This is a genomic window from Halopseudomonas sp. 4NH20-0008 (assembly GCF_057548395.1).
Map to the genome: position 1 here is coordinate 160594 of NZ_BAAJMD010000006.1, position 19068 is coordinate 179661.

The 19068-nt window shown below is 57.7% G+C and carries 17 protein-coding genes and 2 tRNA genes; 9 read left to right on the forward strand and 10 right to left on the reverse strand.

What is annotated here, in order from left to right:
• Positions 1 to 116: 116 nt before the first annotated feature.
• Positions 117 to 2957 (forward strand): RNA polymerase-associated protein RapA, encoded by a 2841-nt coding sequence (rapA, locus tag AC27HQ_RS08135; RefSeq protein ID WP_487155650.1) that lies wholly within the window; start codon positions 117 to 119, stop codon positions 2955 to 2957.
• Here rapA and AC27HQ_RS08140 read toward each other — a convergent pair whose 3' ends face one another.
• Together AC27HQ_RS08140 and AC27HQ_RS08145 are read right to left on the reverse strand one after the other, a co-directional pair.
• Positions 2958 to 4136: a patatin-like phospholipase family protein gene (locus tag AC27HQ_RS08140; protein WP_487155651.1), complete on the reverse strand. Its 1179-nt coding sequence runs from the start codon at positions 4134 to 4136 to the stop codon at positions 2958 to 2960.
• The gene (locus AC27HQ_RS08145) at positions 4133 to 5092 is read right to left on the reverse strand and encodes a lipid A biosynthesis lauroyl acyltransferase (RefSeq protein WP_487155652.1); all 960 of its coding nucleotides are present in this window, start codon (positions 5090 to 5092) and stop codon (positions 4133 to 4135) included. The genes AC27HQ_RS08140 and AC27HQ_RS08145 overlap by 4 nt, the downstream gene beginning before the upstream one ends.
• Before the next feature lie 111 nt (positions 5093 to 5203).
• Here AC27HQ_RS08145 and minC point away from each other — a divergent pair, with 111 nt between their 5' ends.
• From minC to AC27HQ_RS08170, 5 genes are all read left to right on the forward strand, one after another.
• A complete protein-coding gene (gene minC, locus AC27HQ_RS08150) occupies positions 5204 to 5944 on the forward strand; it encodes a septum site-determining protein MinC (RefSeq protein WP_487155653.1) in 741 nt (246 codons plus the stop codon).
• A 148-nt stretch (positions 5945 to 6092) separates the two neighbouring features.
• A complete protein-coding gene (minD, locus tag AC27HQ_RS08155; protein WP_487155654.1) occupies positions 6093 to 6902 on the forward strand; it encodes a septum site-determining protein MinD in 810 nt (269 codons plus the stop codon).
• Positions 6902 to 7162 carry a cell division topological specificity factor MinE gene (gene minE, locus AC27HQ_RS08160; RefSeq protein ID WP_487155655.1) on the forward strand — a complete coding sequence of 87 codons (261 nt, stop codon included), beginning with the start codon at positions 6902 to 6904 and terminating at the stop codon, positions 7160 to 7162. The genes minD and minE overlap by 1 nt, the downstream gene beginning before the upstream one ends.
• A gap of 39 nt (positions 7163 to 7201) precedes the next feature.
• On the forward strand, positions 7202 to 7837 hold the full coding sequence (locus tag AC27HQ_RS08165; RefSeq protein WP_487155656.1) for an RluA family pseudouridine synthase: 636 nt from the start codon (positions 7202 to 7204) through the stop codon (positions 7835 to 7837).
• Between the two features lie 26 nt (positions 7838 to 7863).
• Entirely contained in the window at positions 7864 to 9153 is a 1290-nt protein-coding gene (locus AC27HQ_RS08170; RefSeq protein WP_487155657.1) for a M18 family aminopeptidase, read from the forward strand.
• A gap of 40 nt (positions 9154 to 9193) precedes the next feature.
• Here AC27HQ_RS08170 and AC27HQ_RS08175 read toward each other — a convergent pair whose 3' ends face one another.
• A complete protein-coding gene (locus tag AC27HQ_RS08175) occupies positions 9194 to 10144 on the reverse strand; it encodes an NAD(P)H-quinone oxidoreductase (RefSeq protein ID WP_487155658.1) in 951 nt (316 codons plus the stop codon).
• 105 nt (positions 10145 to 10249) lie between these two features.
• Here AC27HQ_RS08175 and AC27HQ_RS08180 point away from each other — a divergent pair, with 105 nt between their 5' ends.
• Both AC27HQ_RS08180 and AC27HQ_RS08185 read left to right on the forward strand, forming a co-directional pair.
• Positions 10250 to 12352 (forward strand): carboxy terminal-processing peptidase, encoded by a 2103-nt coding sequence (locus AC27HQ_RS08180; RefSeq protein ID WP_487155659.1) that lies wholly within the window; start codon positions 10250 to 10252, stop codon positions 12350 to 12352.
• Positions 12353 to 12500: 148 nt separating this feature from the next.
• Entirely contained in the window at positions 12501 to 13235 is a 735-nt protein-coding gene (locus AC27HQ_RS08185; RefSeq protein WP_487155660.1) for a substrate-binding periplasmic protein, read from the forward strand.
• A 266-nt stretch (positions 13236 to 13501) separates the two neighbouring features.
• Here the strand turns inward: AC27HQ_RS08185 and bamJ are convergent, their stop codons facing one another.
• The 3 genes from bamJ to AC27HQ_RS08200 form a co-directional block, all read right to left on the reverse strand.
• Entirely contained in the window at positions 13502 to 14200 is a 699-nt protein-coding gene (gene bamJ / locus AC27HQ_RS08190) for a BamJ family beta-barrel-assembly machinery protein (protein WP_487155661.1), read from the reverse strand.
• Positions 14201 to 14345: 145 nt separating this feature from the next.
• Positions 14346 to 14422 (reverse strand) — tRNA-Asp (locus AC27HQ_RS08195).
• Positions 14423 to 14441: 19 nt separating this feature from the next.
• Positions 14442 to 14517, reverse strand: a tRNA-Val gene (locus tag AC27HQ_RS08200).
• Between the two features lie 178 nt (positions 14518 to 14695).
• Between AC27HQ_RS08200 and rdgC the strand changes: the two genes are divergently transcribed.
• Positions 14696 to 15613: a recombination-associated protein RdgC gene (gene rdgC, locus AC27HQ_RS08205; RefSeq protein WP_487155662.1), complete on the forward strand. Its 918-nt coding sequence runs from the start codon at positions 14696 to 14698 to the stop codon at positions 15611 to 15613.
• 310 nt (positions 15614 to 15923) lie between these two features.
• On the opposite strand, the gene bamD is transcribed toward rdgC, so the two are convergent.
• Genes bamD through gspL form a run of 4 tightly spaced genes read right to left on the reverse strand, consistent with a single transcriptional unit; the run spans position 15924 to position 19059 of the window.
• The gene (gene bamD, locus AC27HQ_RS08210; RefSeq protein WP_487155663.1) at positions 15924 to 16538 is read right to left on the reverse strand and encodes an outer membrane protein assembly factor BamD; all 615 of its coding nucleotides are present in this window, start codon (positions 16536 to 16538) and stop codon (positions 15924 to 15926) included.
• Positions 16539 to 16568: 30 nt separating this feature from the next.
• Entirely contained in the window at positions 16569 to 17324 is a 756-nt protein-coding gene (locus AC27HQ_RS08215; protein ID WP_487155664.1) for a type II secretion system protein N, read from the reverse strand.
• A complete protein-coding gene (gspM, locus tag AC27HQ_RS08220; RefSeq protein ID WP_487155665.1) occupies positions 17324 to 17809 on the reverse strand; it encodes a type II secretion system protein GspM in 486 nt (161 codons plus the stop codon). The genes AC27HQ_RS08215 and gspM overlap by 1 nt, the downstream gene beginning before the upstream one ends.
• Complete coding sequence (gspL, locus tag AC27HQ_RS08225; RefSeq protein WP_487155666.1) at positions 17806 to 19059, reverse strand: type II secretion system protein GspL; 1254 nt, start codon at positions 19057 to 19059, stop codon at positions 17806 to 17808. The genes gspM and gspL overlap by 4 nt, the downstream gene beginning before the upstream one ends.
• Between the last annotated feature and the right edge of the window lie 9 nt (positions 19060 to 19068).

Below are 19068 nucleotides of genomic sequence, written 5' to 3' on the forward strand. Positions count from 1 at the left end.
ACATTTCTGAGATAAATAGCGAATTTAGCCCTCACCCGTCCCTGGCGCTTTGCAGTTTGTCCCTGCTCCAGCTTCAGTTAAGATAGCCGCCTTTTGTGGATGGTCAGGAGTATGGCATGAGCGTATTTACCCCGGGACAGCGCTGGGTCAGTGACAGCGAATCGGAACTCGGACTGGGCACGCTGCTGTCACAGGATGACCGCCTGCTGGTAATGCTGTTTCCCGCCAGCGGTGAAACCCGTCATTACGCGCTGCGCAATGCGCCTCTAACCCGCGTACGATTCAGTCCGGGTGACAGCATCAGTCACCATGAAGGCTGGCAGTTGACGGTGACCGATGTCCGGGAAGAGGCCGGCCTGCTGGTCTACAGTGGCCTGCGTGAAGATGGCAGCCCGACCGAGTTTGCCGAAACCATGCTGGACAACTTTATCCAGTTCCGACTGGCCAGCGACCGTCTGTTCGCCAGTCAAATTGATCCGCTGCCCTGGTTCAGCCTGCGCTATGACAGCCTGCGGCACTACTGCCGCATCCAGCAATCCCCTTTGCTGGGCTTGGCCGGTGTGCGTACCCAACCGATTGCCCATCAATTACATATCGCCCGCCAGGTTGCCGACCGCATCGCGCCGCGCGTCCTGCTGGCCGACGAAGTGGGTCTGGGCAAGACCATTGAGGCCGGCCTGGTCATTCACCGGCAAATACAGACCGGACGCGTGCGCCGGGTACTTATTGTGGTACCGGAGAACTTGCAGCACCAATGGCTGGTTGAAATGCGCCGGCGCTTCAATCTGCGCTTTGCCCTGTTCAATACCGAACGTTGCCAGGGCGCCGAAGAAAACCCCTTTGAAGAGGAGCAACTGGCGCTGGTCGCCCTTGAGTTCCTGCTCGACAACCCCTTCGCACGCCAATGCCTGCAGGCCGCCGACTGGGATCTACTGGTCGTTGATGAAGCTCATCACCTGGTATGGGATGAGGACGCACCAAGCCCGGAATACAGCCTGGTAGAACAACTGGCCCGAGCCATTCCCAGCGTTCTGTTGCTAACGGCCACGCCCGAGCAACTGGGTCAAGCCAGTCACTTTGCCCGTCTGCGCCTTCTGGACCCCGACCGCTTCCATGATCTGCAGGCCTTCCGTGCAGAAACCGCTGGCTACCAACCGGTTGCTGAGGCCGTTCAGCAACTGCTGGATGCGCACACACTGGAATCAGAGCAACAGCAGGCCATCAGCAACTGGCTGGGACAAAGCGCGGACCGGCTTCTACAGGCTCTGGGTCAAGCCGGCGCCGAGTCTGAATCAGCCCGCGACAGCCTGATCCGCCAATTGCTCGACAGGCACGGCACCGGGCGCGTGCTGTATCGCAATACCCGGGCCGCTATCGCCGGCTTCCCGGTACGCCATTTGCACCCGCAGCCCCTGCCCTGCCCCGACATGTACCAGGACCTGGAAGGTCGCAGTGCACTCTATCCGGAGGTCGGCTTTCAAGCCCAGGCTGGCGGCGAGGAACAGCCCTGGTGGCAAGTGGATGCCCGGGTTGAGTGGCTGATTGATACCCTGAAGATGCTCAAGCGCAGCAAGGTACTGGTGATCTGTGCCCATGCCGAAACAGCCATGGACCTGGATGATGCCCTGCGCGTGCGCAGCGGCATCCCCGCCACGGTCTTCCATGAAGGTCTGAGCATCATTGAACGGGACCGGGCTGCCGCCTTTTTTGCCGACGAGGAGTTTGGCGCCCAGGTCATGATCTGCTCCGAGATCGGCAGCGAAGGACGCAACTTCCAGTTTGCTCACCATCTGGTCATGTTTGATCTGCCCAGTCACCCCGATCTACTCGAGCAGCGCATCGGCCGACTGGATCGCATCGGTCAGCAGCACAGCATCGAAATCCATGTGCCCTACCTGGAAGATACAGCCCAGCAGCGCCTGTTCGAGTGGTATCACCTGGCACTGAACGCCTTCGAAGCGACCTGTCCGACCGGCAACGCCCTGCAGCACGACTTTGGCCTGCGCCTGCTGCACCTGCTTGATCATCCCGACACCGACAGCTGGCACGCGTTGCTCGACGAAGTCCGCAGCAGCCGTCTGGCGCTGGAGCAGCAACTGCATGATGGGCGCGATCGCCTGCTGGAAATCCACTCCCGCGGGCACGGTGATGCCGAGCAGATGATCAAGCAGATCGAGCGAATGGATAATGATCCGCAACTGGCCATCTATATGGAACGCCTGTTCGATGTGTTCGGCATCGATAGCGAGGATCACTCCGATAACGCACTGGTTCTGCGTCCCGGCGAGCGTATGCTGGATTCCAGCTTTCCGCTCGGTGACGACGAAGGCGTGACCATTACCTACGATCGCAACACCGCCCTGACCCGCGAAGACATGCAGTTCATTACCTGGGAACACCCGATGTTGCAGGGCGGCATGGATCTGGTGTTGTCCGGCAGCATGGGCAACAGTGCGGTCGCCATGCTCAAGAACAAGGCACTCAAGCCCGGCACCATGCTGCTGGAGTGCCTGTTTGTCAGCGAAGCCATTGCCCCCAGACACCTGCAGCTTCAGCGTTACCTGCCGCCCACGCCGGTACGCTGTCTGCTGGATATGAGTGGCAATGACCTGGCAGCCAAGGTCAGTTTTGACACCCTGGATGGTCAGCTCGAGAGCGTGCCAAGACACCTGGCCAGCAAGATTGCCAAAACCCAGCGCGATGTTGTGCAGGCCATGCTGAACAATGCCGAGCTTGCCGCGGCAGGCCAGCACGCTCAACTGGTCAGCAACGCCTGTGCGCGCTTCAGCCGCGATCTGGAGGATGAGATCGAGCGCCTCACTGCCCTGCGCGCAGTCAACCCGCTGGTACGCCAGGAGGAATTGGACTTTCTCGCCCGTGTGCAGCAGGAAGGCCTGACCCAGCTGGGCCAGGCCAAGGTCAGACTGGACGCACTGCGTATTGTGGTAGTGGGTTGATCAGAGCGGGCAAAGCAGTCCGAGAAACACTTGCAGCGCCTCACGCTTGGCCATCGCATCACGGTGGCCAAGCGCAATGAGTTCGCGGCAGTACTCTGCCTCGAACAGCAGGTAACTGAGCACACTGCCGCCCGAGGCACGGGTGGCGCCACTACCGCGCAGAAAGAAGCGTATTGCCCCCGGCAGCGCACGGCGATGTCGGGCGGCAATCACATCCAGCGGTTCGCTGGGCGAAATAATCAGCACATCGACCTTTTGCAGCCCGCGCCCATGCTCACGGGCACCACTGGGCAGATAGCCGGCCAGCCGGTTCATACGCTCCAGCAACTCGACATCGGTCTCCAGATTATCGACAAAGGTGCTGTTCAGCAGATGACCGCTGATTTGCGCCAGACTGGGTGGTGCTGCAGCGCGCAAACGCGGGCCACGCCGTCCCGCCGCGGGCTCATTGGCCAGGTTATCCGATACACCAATCACCAGCACCCGGTCTGCCCCCAGATGCAGGGCCGGACTGATCGGTGCACGCTGGCGCACCGCGCCGTCACCAAACCATTCGCGGTTGAGTCGCACCGGCGGAAAGACCACTGGAATCGCCGCCGACGCCATCAGGTGATCCAGGCCAAGGCGCGTTTGCACACCCACACGGCGGTGCCGGTTCCAGGGCGCAATGCGGTCAAGGCCCTGATAAAAACACACCGATTCCGCGGATTGATAACCAAAGGCACTGACCGAGATCGCCTGCAGCTGACCGCTTTGCAGGGCCTCATCAATCTTGCCGAAATGCAGGCTCTGATCCAGTAGATGTCGCAGTGGCCGGTTATCCAGCAGCGAGGTGGGATGCTGCCGGCCAATCCCCAACAGGTTGGCACCACTCCAGCGCATGGCCTGGGCCAGCACACCACGCCAATCGGTGCGGTAAACCTGATCGCAACTGAAATTCGACCACACCCCCGCTATGCGCTTGACCGCATCCGGGAAATCACTGGCGTTGGTAGCCAGCGCCAGTGCATTGATGGCACCGGCCGAGGTACCGCAGACAATGGGAAAGGGATTACGCGCGTGATCCGGCAACAAGTCAGCAATAGCCTGCAGAACACCCACCTGATAGGCCGCACGGGCACCACCACCCGACAGGATCAGCCCGGTACTGCCAGGCCCACAGCCCGTATTGCGGATCAACTGCGAGACCTCCGGCGCTGCCGACGACGGCGCTTGGCGTAAGGCCGCTGCTCACCCTCGGGGCGGGTTTTGAAGCGCCGGTGAACCCACATGTACTGTTCAGGCTGGGCCAGAATTGCCTGCTCTATCCACTGATTGATGCGCAGGGCATCGGCTGCTTCGTCTGCTCCAGGAAAGTTTTCCAGCGGCGCATGCACCGTCAGTTGATAGCCCTTGGCCCCGGGCAGACGGGTTTGAGTAAAGGGAATCACCAAGGCCTTACCCAGACGAGCAAAGGTACTGGTAGCGGTTACGGTCGCTGCAGGCACGCCAAACAGGGGGACAAAGACACTGGCCTTGCGGCCGTAATCCTGATCCGGCGCATACCAGGTGGCCCGCCCGGAACGCAGGGACTTGAACATGCTGCGCACATCTTCGCGCTCGATCGCCTTGGCATCAGCATTGTGTCGCTCGCGACCCCGGCGTTGAACAAAGTCAAATACCGGATTGGCGTGCTCACGGTACATGCCGTCAATGGTGACTTTCTGACCCAGCAGCGATGCGCCAATCTCCAGTGTGGTGAAATGCATCGACATCAATACCACTCCCTTACCGGCGGCAGCCGCCGCCTGCAGATGCTCAAGCCCTTCAATATGAGCCAGCTTTGCCAGACGCGGCTTAGGCCACCACCAGGCCATGGCCATTTCAAACAGGGCAATACCATTGGACTGGAAGTTCTCACGCAGCAGCGCCGTGCGACGCGCTTCACTCCAGTCGGGAAAGCACAGGGCCAGATTGATTTCACCAATACGTCGGCGCTCGGCCATCAGATGATACATGCACCTACCCAGCAACCGACCCGAGGCCAGCAACAGTGGATAGGGCAAACGCACGAACAGCCACAGCACGCCTAATCCAAGCCACAATAACCAGTATCGTGGATGCAGCAGTGCCCTGGTGAAAACCGAACGACTCATACCTGTGACCATAGCCGGAAAAACTGCATTCTACCCAAGCTGCGCAATGCTTGCGATCCGCGCGGGCAATCTATATAAGTGTGCGCATTAAACCAGCCCTGTGGATATGACATGACTGCTGACCAAACGCCTGACCTCCTCGACAATGATCCGGTATTCCAACTCAAGGGTGGCATGCTCACGGTGACGGTGATTGAAGTACTACGCCTGGATGCCGGCCGCTTCGCCAAGCAGCTGTCGGAGAAGGTCGAGCAGGCGCCGAATTTTTTCAACGACACCCCCCTGGTAATCAGCCTGGAAAAACTCGACGCGCATATGAACATCAGCACCCTGGCCGGCCTGCTGCAGATTTGCCGCAACCGAGGTCTGCAGCCGGTAGCCCTGCGTGGCAATGAAAACTTCAGACCGCTGGCCCAGCAGAGCAACCTGGTACTGATGCCCCCTGCCCGGGGCCGGGAAAAACCGTTGGAAAGCCCAACCGAAGCCCCGGTAGAAGCCAAAGCTACCGAGCTGGCCGCCAGCAGTGGGCCAGCCCGCATCATTACTCAGCCCATTCGCTCCGGCCAGCAGGTCTACGCGCCAGGCGGTGATCTGGTGGTGCTGGCGCCGGTCAGTGCCGGCTCGGAACTGTTGGCTGATGGCAACATCCATGTATACGGGCCACTGCGCGGCCGGGCCTTGGCAGGCGTGCGTGGCAATACCGACGCGCGGATCTTTTGCCAGTCACTGGAAGCCGAGCTGGTATCCATCGCAGGGCAGTACAAGGTCGCTGAGGACCTGCGCAAGCAGTGCTGGAAGCAAGCCGCCCACGTCAGCCTCGAAGGTGACAGCTTGAAGATAGCGCCCCTATGACAGATACTGTGCAACCATCACAGGATGCCCAGCGGCAGTAGCCTTGCGCCATTTCACTGGCTTGCGAGCATCCCCATGGTCTGACTGCAAGCCAGCCATGCCTTGAACATATCAACCCGATTTCACATTACCGGACAGGAAGGTCATTTTGGCTAAGATCATAGTCGTAACCTCAGGCAAAGGCGGCGTTGGCAAAACCACCACCAGCGCCGCCATCGGCACCGGACTCGCCCTGCGCGGCTTCAAGACCGTCATCGTCGATTTTGACGTCGGCCTGCGTAATCTTGATCTGATCATGGGTTGCGAACGCCGAGTAGTCTACGACTTCGTCAATCTGATCAACGGCGATTCCAACCTGAACCAGACCCTGATCAAGGACAAGCGCTGCGACAAGCTGTTTATCCTGCCGGCCTCGCAAACCCGCGACAAGGATGCCCTTACCGAAGAAGGCGTTGGTCGAGTACTGGATGAGCTGAAGGAAAGCTTCGACTTTATCGTCTGCGACTCCCCGGCCGGTATCGAAAAGGGTGCGCATCTGGCGATGTATTTCGCTGATGAAGCGGTGGTTGTAACCAACCCGGAAGTCTCCTCGGTACGCGACTCCGACCGCATGCTCGGCCTGCTGGCCAGCAAGTCCAAACGTGCCGAGCAGGGCGAGAAGATCAAGGAACACCTGCTGCTGACCCGCTACAATCCCGAACGCGTGGAAAATGGCGAAATGCTCTCGGTCAGTGATGTGGAAGATATTCTCTCCATCCCTCTGCTCGGCGTGATTCCTGAATCCCAGGCGGTACTCAAGGCCTCCAACCAGGGCGTGCCGGTGATCATGGATGACACCAGTGATGCTGGCCAGGCCTACAGTGATGCGGTTGATCGTCTGCTCGGCGAAGAACGTCCGCACCGTTTCCTCGAAGCCCAGAAAAAAGGCCTGCTGCAACGCCTGTTCGGGAGTCGCTAATGAGTCTCTTTGATTATTTCCGTGACCGCAAAAAGCCCCAATCCAGCGCCTCTATGGCCAAGGAGCGGCTGCAGATCATCGTCGCCCACGAACGTGGCCAGCGCTCGCAGCCGGACTATCTGCCGCAGCTTCAGCAGGAAATCATTGATGTCATCAGCAAGTATGTGAAGATCGACCGGGATCAGGTGCATGTTGCCCTGGACAATCAGGACGATTGCTCAATCCTCGAACTGAACATTACCTTGCCTGAACGCCCCTGACCCCGATAACGGCGCCCAAACGGGCGCCCTGGTACGCGCATGCCCCTCAGTTCCATCGGAATTCTGCATGAAGATCCGGACTTCCTGATCGTCGACAAACCCTCCATGCTGCTCTCGGTTCCGGGCCGTGCCGAGGATAACAAGGATTGCCTGATCACTCGCCTGCAGGACAATGGCTACCCGGAAGCGCGGATTGTCCACCGCCTCGACTGGGAAACCTCAGGCTTGCTGGTACTGGGTCGCAACGCTGATAGTCACAGAGAGCTCTCTCGCCAGTTTCACGACCGCGAAACACGGAAAATCTACATTGCCCTGTGCTGGGGTCAGCCGGACGCCGACTCAGGGCAGATCGACCTGCCCCTGCGCTATGATCCACCCACCAAGCCACGGCATGTAGTCGACCATGAACTGGGTAAACGGGCACAGACCTTTTGGCGTATTCTTGAACGCAAGGATGACTACTGCCGCGTTGAACTGACGCCGATAACCGGGCGCTCCCATCAGTTACGTGTGCACATGCTGGCCATCGGGCATCCACTACTCGGTGACCAGCTGTATGCCCATCCGCTAGCACTGGCGGCCTGCCCTCGACTGGCGCTGCACGCAGCCAGCCTGGGCATACAGCACCCGCGCAGCGGCGAACCCATGAATTTTGTCAGCCCGGCCCCCTTTTAGGTTGGACGGCACCCAAGGAGTACTGCATGAGCACGTCCCTGACACAGCAACTGGCTGATTTAATACAAGCCTCACCGACCCCGTTCCATGCCACTCAGACCTTGGTTGAGCGACTCAAGGACGCTGGCTATGAGCAACTTGATGAACGCAATGAATGGCAACTAAAGGCTGGCGGCAACTATCTGGTTACCCGCAATGACTCGTCACTGATCGCTTTCAGTCTGGGCAACAGACCTCTTGAGCAGGGTCTGAGACTGGTGGGCGCGCATACCGACAGTCCCTGTCTCAAGGTCAAACCCCAGCCTGAACTGGAGCAACAAGGACTTTGGCAACTGGGCGTCGAGGTCTATGGCGGCGCGCTGCTGGCGCCCTGGTTCGATCGTGATCTGTCGCTGGCCGGGCGAGTGACCTTCCGCAATACGCAGGGGCAGCTTCAAAGCCATTTGATTGACTTCCAGCGCGCCATTGCCAGCATTCCCAGTCTGGCGATCCACCTTAACCGCGGCGTCAATGACGGCATTGCGATCAATGCCCAGACCCATCTACCACCGGTGCTGGCACATGGTCTAACGTCGCCCCGTCAACTTCGCGATCTGCTGGCAGAACAACTGCGCGCGGAATACCCGGATATCGATGTTGATCTGGTGCTGGACTATGAGCTGAGTTTCTACGACACCCAGCCACCCGCTGTCATTGGACTGGACGGAGACTTCTTCAGCGCCGCTCGGCTGGATAATCTGCTGTCCTGTTTCTGTGGCATGCAGGCCCTGCTCAACAGCGACGGTCAGCAGGCTTGCCTGCTCGTCTGCACTGATCACGAAGAGATTGGCTCCAGCTCCGCCTGTGGTGCAGATGGCCCTTTTCTTGAGCATGTACTGCAACGCCTGATACCTGATTCGGACAAGCGGTTGCGCAGCATTCAACATTCCGTGCTGGTGTCAGCCGATAATGCCCACGCGGTGCATCCCAACTATGCCGACAAGCACGATGCCAATCATGGCCCCCAGCTGAATGCCGGTCCAGTGATCAAGATCAACAGCAATCAACGCTATGCCACCAACAGTGAGACCGCCGCCTTGTTCCGTCAGCTGTGTCTGCAACAGGGTGTGCCGGTACAAAGTTTTGTAGTGCGCAGCGACATGGGTTGTGGCAGCACCATCGGCCCGATTACCGCCAGTCGACTGGGGGTGCGCACCGTCGATGTAGGTGCACCGACCTTTGCCATGCACTCCATTCGAGAGATGGCGGGCAGTCGCGATATCGACTACCTGATGCGGGTGCTGACCGGCTTCTATGACAGCGCCAGTCTGATTTGAGTTGAGGGTGCCGGCCTATAGCCGACACCCTCAGACAGCCTCAATCGCGCAGCAGGACGATCTTGCCGACGATCTGATCACGTGCCAGCTCAGCAAAGGCCTCTTCAGCCTGATCAAAACCATAGGTTCTGGCCACCAGTGGCTTCAGCGCACCTGAGGCAAAGTGTGGCCAGAGTTTGCCTTCCATACGCGCCAACAGGCCAGCCTTGAACTCGGCACTGCGAGTACGCAAGGTGGAGCCGGTCAACTGAATGCGCTTGACCAGCAGCTTGGCCAGATCCAGATGTGCCTCGCGTCCCCCCATCAGACCGATCAACACCCAGCGCCCATCCAGACCGATCAGGTCCAGATGATCCTGAGCGTAGGTCGCCCCTACCGGATCCAGAACCACGTCAAAGGGACCGCTGGGCATCAGGGTCTTGATGCCATGCTGCCTCAGCACCCCACCCTCGGCGCCCAAGGCAACGCAAGCGGCGAGCTTGTCATCGCTGCTCAGGGTCACCCAACAGGGGTTACCCATGACGTTGCACAGTTGAATGGCTGCTGTACCAACACCGCTGGCGCCGGCATGAATCAGCACCTTCTCACCCGCTTTGGCGGCACCCAGTTCAAAAATATTCAACCAGGCGGTACTGAAGACTTCAGGGATGGCGGCGGCATCTGCCCAGCTCAACTCGGCCGGGACCGGCAGCAGATGACCCGCATCGACCACGATTTCTTCTGCCATACCGCCACCAGCGAGCAGGGCACAAACCCGGTCACCCACCTTCCAGCGCGTCTGACCGGCAGTCTCGATTACCTCTCCAGCACACTCCAGGCCCAGAACCGGGGTTACACCCGGCGGGGGTGGATACATACCGGCTTTTTGCAGCAAATCAGCCCTGTTCAGGCCCGCCGCTTTTATGGCCACTCTGACCTGTCCGTCTGCCAGCTCTACTGCGGGCAGTTCACCCCATTGCAGGGCGCCGCCCTCGGCTTGCAATCCTCTCACAGTGCCTCCATAGTGAAATATCAGTTAATCAATCGGGAACTCAGGCTCCCGTATTGCGCCTAAACTAGCAAGTGAAATCCTCAGCCTTTCCGGAACTCTACCTCGATGAAACGCTACAATCTTCTGCGACAGACCTGCCTGGTTGCCTTTGTGGCTATTGGTGGCAATGCCCTTGCCGTCGACAGTCCAGCACCCTTGGATCTGGATAGCCTGCAACCCACCCGTGACCAGGTGATTGCCAGCTTGAACACGATTGAGCTGTTGAGGCGACATCATTACAACCGGATTTCACTGGATGACACGCTATCCGGGGCCATGTTCGACAATTATCTGGGGCAACTGGATCCCCAGCGTAGCCTGTTTACCAGCGAAGACCTGCAGGCCTTTGAACCCTTTCGGTATCGCCTCGACGATCATCTGCTGGCGGGCGATTTAAGCCTTGGATTTGCACTGCACAAGCGTCAGTTGGAGCGCTTGCAGCAACGTGTCGATTTTGCCCGCAATCTACTCGACAACGAACTAGAAAGCATGGACTTCACCTCGGACCAGAGCATCATGGTTGATCGCGAGAAAGCCGAATGGGTAGCCGACGAGGCCGCCCTTACCAGCCTCTGGCGGCAACAGATCAAGGATGAAATTCTGCGCCTGAAACTGGCCGGGCGGGATATGGACACGATCAAACAAACGCTGACTCGCCGTTATGATGGCCAGGCTCTGCGCCTCAGTCAGACCCGTGGTGAGGATATCTTTCAGAACTACCTCAACGCCTTCGCGCAAAGCTATGATCCTCACACTCAGTACATGTCGCCAGAAAATGCCGAGAACTTCGATATCAACATGAGTCTGTCGCTGGAAGGCATTGGCGCTGTGCTGCAAAGCGATAACGAATATACCAAGATTGTTCGTCTTGTCCCTGCCGGGCCAGCCGCCAATAGTCAGCAACTGGCACCTGCTGACCGTATCATTGGTGTTGCCCAGGGCAATACCGACATGGTGGATGTGGTGGGCTGGCGTCTGGACGAAGTGGTCAAGCTGATCCGCGGCCCGAAAGGCTCCAGTGTGCGCCTCGAAGTCATCCCGGCCAGCAACCCCGCCACCGACCTGAGCAGCCGCGAAGTGCTGCTGGTACGCGAGTCAATCAAACTCGAGGATCAGGCTGCCAAATCTTCGGTGCTTGAGTATGGCGAGGGAGACCAACTGCAACGGATTGGCGTTATTCATGTGCCGGGTTTTTATATCGACTTCAGAGCCCAGCGCCGCGGTGACAAGGACTATCGCAGTACAACCCGTGACGTACGCCGACTGCTCAGCGAGCTGACGGCCGATGGTGTGGACGGTGTTGTCCTTGATCTGCGTGATAATGGCGGCGGTTCATTGCAGGAAGCAACCGAACTGACCGGCTTGTTTATTGATCGCGGCCCCACAGTCCAGGTGCGCGATACCCAGGGCGAGATTCAGGTTCTTGATGACACCGACCCAGGCATTGTCTATGGCGGGCCCATGGCCGTCTTGGTTAATCGCCTGTCTGCCTCGGCATCGGAAATCTTTGCCGGCGCCATGCAGGATTACGGTCGCGCGGTTGTCATTGGTGAACCAACCTTTGGCAAAGGCACGGTTCAGTCGATCCAGCCTCTCAATCATGGTGAGCTGAAGCTGACATTGGCCAAGTTTTACCGCGTATCCGGACAAAGCACCCAGCATCGCGGCGTGGTACCGGATATTCTTTACCCATCCCTGCTGGAGACCAGTAAGATTGGCGAGAGCAGTCTTCCCGGCGCGCTTCCCTGGGATACCATCGCACCAGCTGATTACCGTGTCGATAGACAGCTTGCACCCTTCATGACCCTGCTTGGCGAGCGCCATCAACTTCGTGCCGCAAATGACCCTGACTTTTCCTATACCCTGGCGCGGCTTGAACTTAATCGCAGTATGGAAGAGCGCACATACCTGCCGCTGAATGAAGCAACGCGACGCGAACAGCAACAGGCCTTTGAACGTGACTTGCTGGCTCTCGAAAACCGTCGCCTGGAAGCACGTGGGGAGCCTCTGCTGAGCAAGCTGCAGACAGAAGAGGATGTTATGGCTGAATCCTCCCAGGTACCGCCTGAGAGCGATGCAGCAGCCCAGGATGATCCCTTCCTGAGTGAAACCGGTCAGATCCTCATTGACCTGCTGGAGTTGAAACAACAGGTCGCAAAAGCCAGTTAAGCAGCATCACAGGCGGTGCAGGTCATCTGCACCGCCTCCCCCCTACGGTCGTGCCGACCAGCTTACCGATATAATTGCTCTCCCCCCATGACTGACTCGGACAATATTCAGCTATGCTTGATAGCAGTCAGGCTATATCGGGGTCAGCGTGAAGCTCTTTTTAGTTTCCATCAGCATCTGGGCATTATTTCCGCTTGAAGTCCTTCATGCGGCTTCTCTGAACTGGGGCTTTTCTCCAACTGACCCACCGCCCTATGTGGTTACCCGTGATGGTCAACTGGAAAACAGTCTGACCCGTGTCATTGGTGAGCGCGTTGCACAGGAACTAGGGTGGCAGGTGCAGTTTGTCGATACGCCCAATGCGCGCATTGATGAGGCCCTGGAATCGGGTCGTATCGACCTGATCTGTAACACTCAACCAGGCTGGCATGCACGGGCAGAAAACCTGCTGTGGACGAACGTGCTCTACCATGATGCAGACATTCTGATTGTGCCTGAGGGCGAGCCTGCTCCGGACAGTATCAATGCGCTGCATGGCAAGATTGTTGGTGCCTCACTGGGTTATCACTATGCACCGGCCTTGACCGAGGCCTTTGACAAGGGTTTGGTTCAAAGACTGGATGTCCGTGATATAGAAACCCGTCTGAGAATGCTGCAACGTGGCCGTCTACACGCATCCGTCGATCTGAGACGGGCAGCCAGCCACTTGATTCGGCAGCATCGCCTGGAAGGCCTCCAAGTCAGTCAGTGGAGCCTTGAGGAAATGGCGTTGAGCTGCGCTATTGGCATCCAGGAACAAGCCAGAGCCGAGCAGTTGAGGGGTGTTATCAATAAGCTACAGGAAGAAGGTCAAATCAACGAACTGGTGAGTCTGTTCGACTGAACAGTTACCCACAAGATCTGTGGATAACTCTGTGGGCAAGGTCTGAGAAAGAAGCCAAAACCCCTACAAGACGTGCTGCGACTCAAACTGCGCACTTTTTGATCAAATAAAAAAATATCAACAATATCATGGAGTTGAAGTGACAGCGAAAGAATCAGGGGGCGCAGAAGCAGACGCGAGGAAGTGTTACCGCAAAATGTGCATAACAGTAACACTCCGGAGCCTGCACGCTCTATTATAGGGCTCCGGAGCTGTTACTAGGCAGACTACTCGCCGAGGTTGGCGATTTCCAGCAACTCGATCTCAAATTCCAGAACCGAGTTCGGCGGAATAGCCGGGCTGGGTGAACGCACACCATAAGCCAGATCACTTGGAATGGTGACTTTCCACTTGTCACCAACCTGCATCAATTGCAGTACTTCAACCCAACCAGGAATCACGCCACCCACAGGAAACTCGATGGGCTCATTGCGACTGATCGAGCTGTCAAACACAGTGCCATCAAGCAGCTTGCCTTCATAGTGCACAGTAACGATGTCGCTTTCCGTAGGGCTCGGGCCTTCGCTTTCAGCCTGGGTCAGCACTTCATACTGCAATCCGGATTCAGTTGTAGTGACGCCTTCGCGCTTGCCATTCTCGGCCAGGTAGGCTTCATTGGCAGCCAACACTTCACCAGCCAATTCTGAGGCACGCTCCTGAACGTTTTTCTGATGCTCTTCAAAAGCGGCTGCCAGCTCTTCTTCACCCAAACGCGCAGGCTCATTCGACATGGCATCCTGCAACCCGAGAGCCAGAGCCTGAACATCAATATCAGTCAAACCATCTTCACGCATGCTGGTTCCGATATTCATACCCACGCCATAGGAAAAATGCTGTGCCGGGGTTTCCAACTCAGGCTCTTTTTCACAACCGGCAAGAACTAGAACACTTAATGCAACACTGGCTGCCAGAAAATTACGCTTCATGCTTACCTCAATAGACTGACCCTGAAAGGGCATGGGAAAACGTTGAGCTTAGCAGGGCTTGGGGTATTCAGGCTACTGGGCAATTCTGGAAGTGTGTACACAGGCAAGGACAAGAAGGGGTGGTGCGAAAAGCGTGGGGAAAAAATGGCGCAGCGGACGGGACTCGAACCCGCGACCCCCGGCGTGACAGGCCGGTATTCTAACCAACTGAACTACCGCTGCGCTATACGACGAGTGCGAGTGGTGGGTGATGACGGGATCGAACCGCCGACCCTCTGCTTGTAAGGCAGATGCTCTCCCAGCTGAGCTAATCACCCATTTGCTCTCGAAGTGGGGCGCATTCTAGGCAGCTTTTACTGCGCTGGCAATACCTTTTTGAAAAATAAATTCAGCCATTATCAATATGTTAATAATCAAGACGCATTGACTGGCCGAAGCATCCCCGCTCAGGCAATATTGTCCCCTTTTGTGCCGCACGAACAAGGACAAGCCCCCATGTGGTTTCGTAATCTTCAGCTCTATCGCTTCAGTCAGACCATCCCCTTTTCCGAATCCGAACTGATCAGCGCACTTGAACAGCGGCCTGCCCGGCCCTGTGGCAGCCAGGAAACCCATACGCTGGGGTGGACTACGCCCTTTGGTCGCCATGCCGAGAACCTGCTGCAGGTCAATGCAGGTTACTGGCTGCTGGCTCTGCGCAAGGAAGAACGCATTTTGCCTGGCAGTGTTGTTCGAGATGGTTTGAGTGAAAAGGTTGAAGAAATCGAAGCGCGTGATGGCCGCAAGGTCTACAAGAAGGAACGCGATACCTTGAAGGACGAGCTGGTCATGTCGCTTTTGCCACGCGCCTTTACCCGCACCCAGACCACCTTCGCTTGTATCGCGCCACAGCACGGCTGGATTGCCATTGACACCTCCAGCAGCAAGCGTGCAGAGGACCTGCTAAGCCTGCTGCGCGAGTGCACCGGCAGCCTCCCCGTTCGCCCTCTGAACGTCAAGATAGCGCCCTCTGCCTGCATGACCGAGTGGGTCAAGACCGGTACCGCACCGGAGGGACTGGAAATCGGTGATGAATGCGAACTACGCGATACCAGCGATGAAGGGGGTGTCATCCGCTGCAAGCGCCAGGACCTGTCCAGCGAAGAAATCCAGCAGCATCTGACGGCCGGCAAACAGGTCAGCCAATTGGCTCTGCAATGGCAAAACAAGCTGGCCTTCAGCCTCGACGATAAACTCGGCATCAAGCGCCTGCGCTTCGAAGACCTGTTGACCGAGCAAGCCGAGGAGCAAGGTGGGGACGATATGGCAAGCCAGCTGGATGCCAACTTCAGCATCATGACACTGACGCTGTCCGAGCTTATCCCTTCCCTGACCGCAGCCCTTGGCGGCGAAGACATCCCCGAAGGAATCTGAATCAGCCTGGACTCAATAGCTATCCACAAAATCTGTGCATAACTTTGTGGATAGCCTGACAAAAAGCCGCTAAGAGCCCTGAAACACGGGGTCACATCCTAGAATGGCTAAAAAATGACCAAAATAATACCTATTTAAATCAATGACTTAGGATCATCAAGCAGATATCAATGACTTACGTAGGTTTTTGACAGTGAGATTGCAAGGGTGCGCACAAACTGTGCACAAAGTTGGCTCAAGCACAATGAAAGGCTGGCACTTTGCCCTAAAACATGGCAGGCCGACCGGAACCTGAATCCATCACAACGCATCACAGTTCCTGGTGCAGATCCAACCAGCGACGTGCATCAATGGCCGCCTCATTGCGCGGATAATGTTGCAGCACATAGCGTAAACGCGAAACACCCAACTCGCGCTTGCCACCCTCGATATCAGCCAAGGCAATCTGGTATTCGGCTCTGGCCATGCCTTCGTGAAGCGCCTCCAGCCGCGGCACAACCTCCTGGCGGTAAGCTGAATCCGGATAACTCCGTACGAAGGCAACCAACTGCTCATGGGCCTTTCGACCAGCGTCAAGACGGCTATTCGGATCACCTTCGGCCAGCTCGAACCGCACGTAATCAACCAGTGCCAGCAGGTAGACTGAGTAATCCACGTTGGGCGGATTGCCGTGTCGCGACTGGTAATCCGACAGCAACTGCTCGACCATCAACACCTGACCTTGCTGCAGACAGGCATAGGCCGCCTCCTGCTCCAGGCCAGGTCGTGCCAGAGCACGAACTTCTTCGACCAGCTCGGCACCGCATCGCCCAAGCCCAAGCTTGGCTCGAATATCGACCAATACAGCATCGGATCCAGGCTGCCTGCCTTGACTTGCACAACCGGCCATCAAGATAAAAGCCAAGATTAGAATCTGATAGCGCATACCGCGTACTCCCCAGAGGTGGTTCATCGGCTATTGCAGCCAGGCTTGCCATTCAATCCAGCCATCGGGCCCGGGAGTACCCAAGAGCCCCAGACCACCAACCAGCCCCGCATCGGCTGTACTGCGTGCCTGCAGGCGAGTATTAAGCTCCATGGGCTGGCCCGGACGCCAGCGTGCCGTCCCCTGAAGCCCCAGCGGACCACCCTGATCAGACAGGGTGAAATTGAGCCAACCATCCATACCCTGCAGTTCAGCACTGAGATGCCCAAGGGGAATAGGCTGTGGCAAGCCACCTGCAGCGCTGTCCCATACCAGGCGACCACTGGCCTGACCGACATGCTCAAGATTATTCAGCTCCAGCACAGGGACATCAAGCAACCAACTGCCTGCCAACACGAAAGGTGCTTTATTGACCGCCGCCATGCTCGCTGCATCCAACCGCCCATTGACCTCACGTAAGGTCACACGGCGCAAACCGGCATGTAGCTCGGCATAAACCTGACCATTACGCGGCCGCCAATCAAGATCGAGGCTGATGGCACCTTTGAGCAAGCCCGCTGGCCGCCAGTCCCAACTCAGTGCGCCTTGATCAATGCCATTCACCTCAATGCGACCTACCTGACCTGACCATAAAGTGCCGGTCAGGCCGTGCAAAGTCACAGCAACCGGCAATCGATCTGCAAGGTTTTTCCAGACAGTCGCTGCGGGCAAGTTCCATATCAGCGAAAGAACGTACAGGAGGCTTGCCAGGATCAGGCTGCGTTTCAAAGTGATAGCCTCAAGCATCAGCGTGGCTCCACCAGAATGCGTGCCGCGACCATGCCAGGCTCCGACCCGGCATCCACCGATATCTGACTGACCTTCAACCCCTGTCGCTGCTCAAGCTCAGACAGCCAGGCAAGCAGTTGATCGAAACCAACCTGTTCAAACCAGAGCCTGGCGCCCTGCCCCTCCGGCTGTACCCGATCCATGACCGACTTGATCCCCGCTGCATTGGCAGATACTTCCACCAGCGTCAGGACTGAACCTGCACCCACCGACGCTGTATTGCTGTCACGCTGCATACCCGCGCGCCGACGAACTTCAACCGCATGTTGCTGCATGAACTGATAGTCCGATGACAGGGCTTCAACCTCGGCCCGCAAGGCGGCTCTTCTATCGGCAATGGGCTCCAACACCATCAACCAGAGGATGATGATCAGCAGCATAAGTGAGCCAAGCATGACTATGATGCGTTCACGCGGGGCAAGACCCGCCCACCAGGCGTTCATGGTGCACTCCTTGAAATTTTCAGCCGCGCAGTGACGCCCTCAGGCGTCGAGTCGGCACCCTGCAAGCTCTCACTGAGCCCGGCATTGCCGGCCAGATTCGCACGCAAGGTTTCGAGCTCGGCAAAGGAACTCAACTGCAATTCGATATCCAGTTCTGTCGGCGAAGCACGAAACTGCACGACCTTTGCGCCAGCACTGGCCTTGACCACTGATAACACGTCGTACAGCAAGCCTCCACCGCTCTCCTGGGTCGTTCCCGTGGCGCCACTCAGTACCTGTCGGAATTGCTCGGCGGGAAATGGCGTCATACGACTGTTCGGCAAGCTGCTATTGAATACAGACTCAATGCCAGCAACCAAACGATCACGCTCGCGCGATAACGTCAGCCACTCAACCATGACCTGGGCCAGTACAATGGCCAGAACAACTCCGGCAGCGACCATCAAGGGCTTGAGTTTGCGCCAGGGCGGCGCAGCCATGCTGGCTGCGTAAGGGCCGGACAACAGATTGAGTGCCGGTGAAGCGGCCAGACTGGCGGTCAAACCAGCCTGTAACACAGCATTGCCACTTGCACCGGCATCATCGCCACTGAAATCCAGCACCTCAGTCTCGGATCCCAAACCCAGGCTCTCTGCACTGTAACCACGCAACTCAACGCGCTTCTGGTCTTCCGGCAAATCAGCCAAACGACGCTTCAGCCACAAGCCCAGCAGTCCGGATTCAATCAATACCGGCTCCTGATCTTGCGCCGTGACCAGAGCCAGCGGAACAGTAGAAGGCCAGGGCGAAGGCACTACCCGCAGGCCAGATGTCGGGGGCTGATCAGCATGCAGCGCAGGCAACGGCAACAGGGCCTCAAGGCGCCAGCCAGAATCGGCAATCCAGGCCTGCCATTGTTGCATGCGACTGTCATCAATGACTGCCGCCGCTATCAGGCCATCCCCACGCCGTGGACCGGCCACGCAATGCAACATCTCCAGATCCTGACTGAGCTGATCTTCCAGCGCGAAAGGCAATGCGGCACGAATCGCGGCGGCGCGCCGCACCGGCATGACCAGACGGTACAAACTCACCGCCATGGGCGGAGCCAGTGCACGCAAGCGTTCAGCTGGGAAGCGTGTTTTCAAGGTGCTTAGCGCATCCTGGCCCTGACTCACAATCTGACCATCACGTTCAAGTTGCCACCAGTACAGGGGCAACTGAGCCAGGTCTTCTTCCTGCCGGCATTCGGGTAACAGCACTATCAGCATAGGATCAAT